Genomic DNA, 2,309 nt, shown 5'->3' with positions numbered 1-2,309 from the left:
TTCCTGCAAATCAAACAACACCGTTTCGGCTTCGCAGCCTTACTGCATACGCCTCGCACGATTGTTCAGGTCCGACTAATTAAGCGGCGTGAGGGCGCGTCCGATGAAATTCGAAAAAATAGCCAAAAATCCCGCATGAATTCCCGGAATGGTGTCTATGATAACCATTTTTCAAGGTGTGGTTGGAACCCGCCCTGTCCTCTTCGTGGGGGGCTTTTTGCTGAGTTTCGGTAAAATGAATCATGGATATTAGGGGGCTGCAGGAAGTGCGCATAATGTGGGATTTTCGCGTTAGCATAGGATGAGGGGATGAATACGAGATCACTCTATCGTGGACATCGACTTTCGGCCGCCATCCTCAGCGAGGCGGTTCGTTGGCATTTCCGCTTCCAGCTCAGTGTGTGCGACATTGAGAAACAGCTATTCGAACGCTCTATCGTGGTGCGACACGCAACTATCCGCCGCCGGTGTGACAAGTTTGGAGCGTATTTCGCCCGTCACGTCAACGTTGTGCGACGTCGGCCGGGCGGCACCTGGCATCTCGACGAAATGGTTGCGGCGCTGTGCCGTGAGCCGCTATCTGCAGTGGCACGCCGTCGAAGATCACGCGCTAAACTCTACGTTCTGTTTGCAAAAGCAGTGCAACAAGGCCGCAGCCAAACGCTTCTTGCAGCAGTGTTACGCTTCTGTCCAATACCATGCGAGCTCTTCGCCGAGCAGTTGCGCAGCTGTTCGATGGCCAAGGCCGACGTTGCGGAGTTCGCGAACGTGAAGCATGTTTTTCGTCAAAGCAGCCGAACGCGCGAACAAGCGCGCCGAAAACAGTCATCAACCCCCGCGCGAGCGCCGCATGCGCAATTTCCGAGGGCCCGACCGTACCTCAGATGTTTTTGTCGTGCTTCGGCCCGATCGGGCAATATTTCGCACTCAAGCGACATTTGCTGGACGCATCGCTTTATCGAAAACAATTCGCATTCGCTTCGAAGCTGGTGCAAATCCACCGGCCGGGCCCAAAATCCGTCGACCTCGACATGACCGGCTATCCCTCCTTGCTATCGTTGAGCCGCACATATAACACTGCTTGATATCAATCATGTCTGTCTCCATCACCAATAGTCGCGTTAATCATTTGCGCATTGCCATGTGCTCAAATGACGTGGAAGCTGCGAAAGCGCTCGCAACTAAAGAAGGTTTTCTAAAGGCCTTGATGTATCGCCTTTCCTCATACTTTCTCGGACATCCAGGAGAAAAGCATACGAGGATCTCTGGGCTTGTCGATCTTCTATACGACCTTCGAGCAAGTTTCGGAGATCGCGGACTTGACACTGAACGCCTTGCGAATCTCGTCGCAAAATACAAGCAGAAATTGTCATCTCTGTCGGCGGATTTTTCTGGTGTCAGCATGTTTTTTTGCTATGACAGGGGTACCCAGAAGGTGTCGATGTGCGTGCAAACGCCCGGGTATGAAGACGCGATGATTCCGCTGGCAGATTTGTCCGGGCTGTCTCCTGCCATGGTGTGCACCATTCCGCTGATCTGGATCGACAGTGTAACTGGAACCGAAGGAAATAATGGTACTCCTGCCATTCCCGGAATGCACGGACAGGTGATGCATACTGTGGAGCAGCTCGAACTCAAGGGAAGTTTCGACGACTCGTATGAGGCGTTTCAAAAGGACGCAAGCAGAATGCGACTGGATGGGGAAGCAGTCGGGACGACTAATATCATGCTCGATGATGACGACCGCGTCGTGCTTGCCAGGATACCCAAAAAATATGAGGAAAATCATGCGCTGTTCAGTAATTTTTTAAGCTACCTTGCCAAGGTTGGAAAATTCTCAGAAGAGCAGAAGCTGGCCTTTTTTAAGGTATATAACCAGAATATGTTTGTCGCCGGAAAATTAATTACAGGGATGGATCCAATAGTTTTCAGTGGAAAATCCGGTCGTCTAAGAACAAAAATAGCTGAGGAGAACGGAAAACTCGTCATAGAGGCAATGAGTACGCTCGATTTAGTAAAAACGGGATTCGATACACAAGATGTGCTTGGCGAATGTCATTCGTTGACGCGCTTCTCGATTGACAGATCGGGATCGGTGGCGTGCATCACAGCAACCGCCAAGATTACAAGACGCGAATCACTAGAGCTTGATGTGGGCCAAGCCATGTCTGCTATTGAGGCATACAATAACCTGATAAATGATCGTTTCATGCAATTTTCCTGCAAACAGATAGTCGGACCTGAACAATCGTGCGAGGCGTATGCAGTAAGGCTGCGAAGCCGAAACGGTGTTGTTTGATTTGCAGGAA

At 50.8% G+C, this 2,309-nt stretch carries 2 protein-coding genes and 1 pseudogene; all 3 read left to right on the top strand.

Annotated features, from left to right (window positions below):
- On the top strand, positions 1-234 hold a 234-nt coding region (locus DID99_RS37665; protein WP_221623081.1), incomplete at its 5' end, for a hypothetical protein.
- Between the two features lie 75 nt (positions 235-309).
- Positions 310-1,035: pseudogene (locus DID99_RS36380) on the top strand (DDE-type integrase/transposase/recombinase).
- Between the two features lie 58 nt (positions 1,036-1,093).
- Positions 1,094-2,299, top strand: a complete 1,206-nt coding sequence (locus DID99_RS36375; protein ID WP_124668707.1) for a hypothetical protein — start codon at positions 1,094-1,096, stop codon at positions 2,297-2,299.
- Positions 2,300-2,309 lie beyond the last annotated feature (10 nt).

This window comes from Burkholderia sp. Bp8986 (assembly GCF_003854225.1).
GTDB lineage: Bacteria > Pseudomonadota > Gammaproteobacteria > Burkholderiales > Burkholderiaceae > Burkholderia.
Note: the sequence above shows the minus strand (reverse complement) of the source record. Positions and strands in the feature narration are given on the sequence as shown.

Bases quoted from the DNA above. Each gene is read 5' to 3' on its own strand.
- DID99_RS36375 (WP_124668707.1), top strand. From the start codon at position 1,094: ATGTCTGTCTCCATCACCAATAGTCGCGTTAATCATTTGCGCATTGCC.